Genomic DNA, 6,000 nt, shown 5'->3' with positions numbered 1-6,000 from the left:
CCCTACCCCCTCCCCTATGTGTCTGTAGTATGAATCATGGGTGGAAAGCTTAATTTTTCTTTATCACTTGGGGGAGAGGTATTGAAGGCTACTTAATAGGAATTATATAAATATCTAGCGCTGAACTCAGGACAGTAATTTAGATAGGTTCTACCCATTTAATTTACTAGGGACAAGTATTCAAAATGCTTGTTCTATAAGAGTTTGGTATTTTTACTTTTGACTTTTTACTTTTGAATTGCTTATGTCCCCTATCGCAAACGCTGAAAGAAATAATACGCAGATAGAGGAAACAATAAATACAAATTATAACCGTGCTGAGCGGCAATTTGTAGAGCTGCTTGCGACAGAGGATTTAGATAAAAAACTCGAAGCCAAGCCAGAACTCAAGCATGAGTTTGAAAGTACCCTCTCTGTAGCGATTCGCGCTGCTTACCAAAATGGTGCAGGTGATGATGCCGCCCACCTCTTTCTTCAGCGAGTCCTTTATCGTATTAACCGTCTGAACTTGTTTTGGTACGATGACTTGCGGCATTACGTAAATGAGCGATCCTTTTATCTACACAAGATACGCGATCGCATAGAAACAGCTTGGCAAGAGTGGGAACTATCACAGCTTGATGTGAAAGCATTACGACAATTGGATGTTAAAAGTGTTCAGCAAGCTCTAATTGAACGTTGTGCATATGACTTAGATCCTGAATTGTCAGAAGAAAGCCTCTATATACGCAATTCTATGAGTGAGGCTGGCTACCGTCACTTACTTGCTATTGGTTCATTTGACGGTCTGGTAGAAGGTAGTCGCCTTTCCCGAATTCTTGGCGGTGCTGCTAATGAAGTGCAATGTACTTTAATACGAGTGCTATTAGAAGAATATGGTAACGGACGTTTTCCTCGCAAGCACTCCACCTTCTTTGCCCAAATGCTAAATGAGTTTGGGATGAACACCGAACCAGAAGGGTATTTTGATTTGGTTCCCTGGGAAGTACTTGCTAACGACAATAATAATTTCTTACTGACGGAATGCAAACGTTATTTCCTGCGGTATAATGGAGGGCTTACCTATTTTGAGGTAGCCGGTCCTGCGGCTTACAGAAATTATCTTGCTGCAGCACAACGATTGGGGCTTTCGGAAGCAGCAATGGGCTACTGGGAATTGCACATCCGGGAAGACGAACGTCACGGACGTTGGATGTTGGATAATGTCGCTTTGCCTCTAGCTGAAATGTATTCTCATGAGGCATGGCAACTTGTACTTGGTTATGACCAAGAAAAGCTTATGGGCGATCGCGCCGCCAGTGCTGTTGTGCGATCGATACGGAAAAATAGCTAATGGCTAATGGCTAATGGCTAATAGCAAGAAAGTACTTATTTTGCGGGGTGGGCATTGCCCATCCTCTAGCTTCTCATTTCTACATTGTCATTCAATTCTTGTTAAAAGTTTATGAAAGTTGAAAATTCAATGAAGCAAGTTTTTTATTGTCCGGAAGAATCTAATTTCTATTCAAACTGTTTGGAAAACCTAGTTTTGAGAGATTGTCATAAATCAGAGTGTATTGTTGAATTTGGCTCGGGAGATGGAAGCCCTGTTATTAACTCTCTTTTAAGAAACAGATTTGAGGGATTAATACAAGGATTTGAATTAAATCCTACGGCTTGGAAAACTGCTAATTCATATATAGATGAATATAACCTAAATCATAAATACGTTATTCATAACTCATGTTTGTTCGACTCTTCTCAACCAGAAGCCGAGTATCTAGTCGCTAATCCTCCATATTTACCAGCACCAGACCAAGATATTTATATGCCTTTGTTATTTGGTGGCATAGATGGTGCAACAGTCACAAACAATCTTTTGTCGTTGGATTACCAAAATGTGTTACTTTTAGTATCCAGTTATTCCAATCCACAAAGCACAATTAATCACGCAAAAGCTCACGGTTATTCTGTGACTAAATTTTTTGTTTTGCCTTTAAAATTTGGCTATTATAGCTCTGAACCAAAAGTTAAGAAGCATATTGAAGAATTACGCAAACACGGAATGGCTTTTTATTCTGGTGATTATTACTATTTAGCAGGGGTTTTATTTCAAAAATTATCTAACTCAAAAGTTGATTTATCTCAGGAGTTAGAGAAGTTGATGACGAGTTTGTAGAGTTTAGGGAGTAGGGAGTAGGGGGTAGGGGGTAGGGAATGGGAAATCTCCTTTTTTCATGACAAGGTTTGTGAGATTTTCCTATGAATAACTGTCTTGAAAATAGAAAGTAGGTAGGGCTAAAGCCCACCTAACAACTAACAACTAACAACTAACAACTAACCACTAACCACCAATCACTAACCATCACCTATAATTGCCAAAAAAATATTCCAAATAAACAATAAAAAAGCGGATGCAAGCAAGAAAATCATTAAGCTAGCAAGAGCCGCAAAGGGAGAAGTAATAAAAAGTAACAAAAAGACAAATAAGAAAAAAGTTAACAAGGCTCTATTCATATTTTTTGTTAATAAATTTCTATTTTTTATTATTCTTAACTCTACAAGTTACGTCATCCCTCAAAGAAAGAATTGTTGCTCATACTGTTGACATAAGTGTTATCATTTAAGTGGTAAATGCATACTGTGTTGCACTTATTGCCTGTAAGTGCAAATTTTGGGATAAAAGTTTATACTAAGTAACAGCAACAATGCCTGAAGGTAAAGTCTCAGAAGCTCGGGATATAGACGCAGAGCTTAGAAAGGGTCAATTTGGAGTACCAATGCTTTCAAGCGAGAAAGCAGGATGGAACAACATTCTTGTTGAATACTGGCAAATGCCTGCTCACGAGCTACCTCCACAATTATTATCTGACTATATAATTAACCTACATTTCAAGCGGCCGACAAAAGCAGAAATTATGTGGGACGGGCGTCTTCTGAGCAAAAACTTTACCCACGGTGAAATAACTATTCTTCCTCCAGGTATGTCATGTAAAGGTATCAGTTTGGAGGATAGTGACTTCTTGGTACTCCGCCTTCAACCAACTCTTATTACCCAAGTTGCAGGGGAATTAGGTTATGCAGATCGAGTTGAAATTGCACCTAACTTGGGAGTCCTCAGTCCCCAAATTCAGAATATTGGGTTGGCACTTAAGGCAGAATTGGAGGCTGGATGTTTATCTGGGCGTCTTTACGGTGAATCTCTAGCAACTGCACTCGCAAGTCATCTCCTACAGCAACACTCTACTTCCAGGCAAAACGTTCAATCTTATACTGGAGGTTTGCCTAAGTATAAGCTTTGTCAAACGCTTGAGTATATCAACGAAAATATCGAACACGAGCTGGCACTTGCAGAACTCGCTAGTGTGGCAGAAATAAGTCCCTATCATTTTGCCCGCTTGTTTAAGCAATCCACAGGTTTGACTCCCCATCAATACGTCATTAATTGCAGAATCGAGCGAGCCAAGAAACTACTAACAGAGAAAAAATTGTCAATTGCTGAAATTGGTGATGCTATTGGTTTTCAAAGCCCCAGTCATTTTATTGCACTCTTTCGCAAGCATACGGCAATGACACCAAAAGGTTATCGCGATCGATTGTAGATAAACTTTTTGCAAGCTTATGACATTTTCCGCAAGAATTGAATACCGCACAATATTTTGGTATTGCTAAAGTTATGTGTAATAGCAAAGCGCTTGTACTACATTAAAAAGTTCTATGCAGATGCTCAAATACCTACGTACAAGATAGGAGTGCGCCAAAGTATGTAACATATTTCTTTTTCCCTGATTCATGCCAGATAGCTTTTTTTTGAAACCCAGGCTCAACGCCTGGGTTTTTTCGTCTATAGCGGTTCTCCGTTAGCTACACACCTGTATTACAGCAGTTTTCACCTAAATGAATTACACCGTTGGTAGGGGCGCAATGCCTTGCGCCCCTACAGATGTGTATTCAATACTGCAAGGGCTGCGAGAAATTGTAGGTTGGGTTGAGCACAAGCGAAACCCAACAAATGCCGATAAATGTTGGGTAAGGTTCCTCAAACGCCAGTAAAGGTGCGGAGGGAAACCCTCCTATGGCGCATTCGCGCCACGCACACGGTTCAGGGCTGGCTCCCCAACCTACGTAATTGCGTGTTTTTATGCAAAACCTACGCAGTATTGGTGGTCTATTACCTGAAAATGGCTGCAATTTATCAGTCATTAGCGGAATAAAATCTGACAACTTCTAGAAAACGTTGAAGAGTTGGGGAATTATCCTGCTGTCTCCAAATCGTGTTAATTCCCACTTCTGGAGTTTTTTCTTGTAAAGATTTATATACAACCCCGGTTCGTTGTAAATGCCTGATTGATGCAGGTACTATTGATACTCCCATCTGAGCAGCAACTAAACTCACAATTGTTTGCATCTGAGATGCTTCCTGTGCTACTTGGGGACTAAAACCTGCTTGTTGGCAAAAACTAATAATTGCATCGTAGAGCTTTGAATTGTTCGCTTTGGAGCGATCGCACGGACACGTTCGTTTCATCTGCCAGAATATGTCCGAATGGTAACGCTACGATTAGAGATTCTTGAAAAATCGTTTCTGTCTTAAAAAGAGTTTCTTCAACCGGGGGACGAAGGAACCCAATATCAATTCTTCCTTCTGATAACCATTGCAGTTGTTGCTCGCTCGTGAGTTCGTGCAGTTCTAACTTCACTTTCGGAACAGTGGTGCGAAACATACGTAAGATTTCTGGCAGAACGTTAAATGCTACAGAACTTACAAAACCGATCGCTAATTGCCCAATTTCACCCCGGCTGGTTTGCCGCCCCATTTGGATGGCTTGCTCTAACTGCTTGAGCATTTGTTGTGCTTGTGCAAAAAAAACTTCTCCTGCTACTGTTAGCTGCACCTTCCGCTTAGTGCGATGGAATAACTCAAAGCCCAGTTCTGTTTCCAATTGACGAATTTGCTGGCTTAAAGGCGGTTGTGCAATATGCAATCGCTCTGCAGCCCTTCCAAAGTGCAGTTCTTCGGCAAGAATGACAAAGTAGCGCAGATGTCGAAGTTCCATTGTGTTGGCTAACTAATATCTTTTACATATTACTCAAGGTAGAAAAATATATTGGACAATCGTTTAAAAATTTTATATTTTTTAGACATGGCTGGAACGCTTGAGCTTCGTAGCAAAGAGCAAGCTTCTGTAAATATTAGGAGACATTTATTATGCTTCAGAATCAATGGGATACATCCCTCTATGAGGGAAAACACGCTTTTGTGTGGAAATACGGAGAGGAGTTGCTGCAATTGTTGTCTGCACAACCAGAAGAGCACATTTTGGATGTAGGTTGCGGTACGGGACAGCTGACAGCAAAAATTGCAGATGCAGGAGCTATTGTCATGGGAATTGATGCTGATGTGATGATGGTTGAAAAAGCAAGGCAAAACTACCCTCAGTTGAAATTTTTAGTCGCTGATGCGCGAGACTTTCAAGTCAATGAACCGTTTGATGCTGTTTTCTCTAATGCAACATTGCACTGGATTCCAGAAGCAAATGCCGTGATTCGCTGTATTTATCAAGCCCTAAAACCAGGGGGTCGTTTTGTGGCAGAGTTTGGTGGTAAAGGGAATATTCAGGCGATCGCGGAAGCTGTTTATGATGTCGTTAGAAACATTGGTTTGCAATCGCCCGAACACCTAAACCCTTGGTATTTCCCCAGTATTAGTGAGTATGCAACTTGTTTGGAACAGCAGGGATTTGAAGTTCGCTATGCAGTTCTGTTCGATCGCCCCACAACATTAGAAGATGGAGATGCAGGCTTGGCAAATTGGATTCGGATGTTTGGCGAGCGCTTTTTGTCCGGGCTGTCTGTTGAGCAGCAAAGCCGTGTCATTCATGCTGTAGAACAGCGTTTGAAACCAGTTCTTTATCAAAATGGTATATGGAGAGCTGATTATCGCAGAATCCGTGTGGTTGCTGTTAAAAATGATATGTCTATTTGAAACACCTTCACAAGTTCTTCATTTTGTCTGTTTAA

5 protein-coding genes and 1 pseudogene are annotated in these 6,000 nt (G+C 40.8%); 5 read left to right on the top strand and 1 reads right to left on the bottom strand.

Going from position 1 to position 6,000, the window contains the following annotated elements; genetic code table 11:
- Positions 1–244 precede the first annotated feature (244 nt).
- From F7734_RS47575 to F7734_RS47560, 4 genes are all read left to right on the top strand, one after another.
- Positions 245–1,333: an iron-containing redox enzyme family protein gene (locus tag F7734_RS47575; RefSeq protein WP_155751325.1), complete on the top strand. Its 1,089-nt coding sequence runs from the start codon at positions 245–247 to the stop codon at positions 1,331–1,333.
- Between the two features lie 129 nt (positions 1,334–1,462).
- Positions 1,463–2,158 (top strand): SAM-dependent methyltransferase, encoded by a 696-nt coding sequence (locus tag F7734_RS47570; RefSeq protein WP_155751329.1) that lies wholly within the window; start codon positions 1,463–1,465, stop codon positions 2,156–2,158.
- A 529-nt stretch (positions 2,159–2,687) separates the two neighbouring features.
- The gene (locus tag F7734_RS47565; protein WP_155751324.1) at positions 2,688–3,581 is read left to right on the top strand and encodes an AraC family transcriptional regulator; all 894 of its coding nucleotides are present in this window, start codon (positions 2,688–2,690) and stop codon (positions 3,579–3,581) included.
- Between the two features lie 295 nt (positions 3,582–3,876).
- A complete protein-coding gene (locus F7734_RS47560; RefSeq protein WP_155751323.1) occupies positions 3,877–4,032 on the top strand; it encodes a hypothetical protein in 156 nt (51 codons plus the stop codon).
- Positions 4,033–4,174: 142 nt separating this feature from the next.
- On the opposite strand, the pseudogene F7734_RS47555 reads toward F7734_RS47560, so the two are convergent.
- Positions 4,175–5,036: pseudogene (locus tag F7734_RS47555) on the bottom strand (LysR substrate-binding domain-containing protein).
- Between the two features lie 152 nt (positions 5,037–5,188).
- On the opposite strand from F7734_RS47555, the gene F7734_RS47550 reads away from it, so the two are divergent.
- The gene (locus F7734_RS47550; protein ID WP_155751322.1) at positions 5,189–5,965 is read left to right on the top strand and encodes a class I SAM-dependent methyltransferase; all 777 of its coding nucleotides are present in this window, start codon (positions 5,189–5,191) and stop codon (positions 5,963–5,965) included.
- Positions 5,966–6,000 lie beyond the last annotated feature (35 nt).

This window comes from Scytonema sp. UIC 10036, from assembly GCF_009725235.1.
This window is presented reverse-complemented; position numbering and strand designations above follow the sequence as displayed.

What these genes read in the sequence shown, in the direction of transcription:
- F7734_RS47575 (WP_155751325.1), top strand. Translation starts at nt 245, where the DNA reads ATGTCCCCTATCGCAAACGCTGAAAGAAATAATACGCAGATAGAGGAA.
- F7734_RS47570 (WP_155751329.1), top strand. Translation starts at nt 1,463, where the DNA reads ATGAAGCAAGTTTTTTATTGTCCGGAAGAATCTAATTTCTATTCAAAC.
- F7734_RS47565 (WP_155751324.1), top strand. Translation starts at nt 2,688, where the DNA reads ATGCCTGAAGGTAAAGTCTCAGAAGCTCGGGATATAGACGCAGAGCTT.
- F7734_RS47560 (WP_155751323.1), top strand. Translation starts at nt 3,877, where the DNA reads ATGAATTACACCGTTGGTAGGGGCGCAATGCCTTGCGCCCCTACAGAT.
- F7734_RS47550 (WP_155751322.1), top strand. Translation starts at nt 5,189, where the DNA reads ATGCTTCAGAATCAATGGGATACATCCCTCTATGAGGGAAAACACGCT.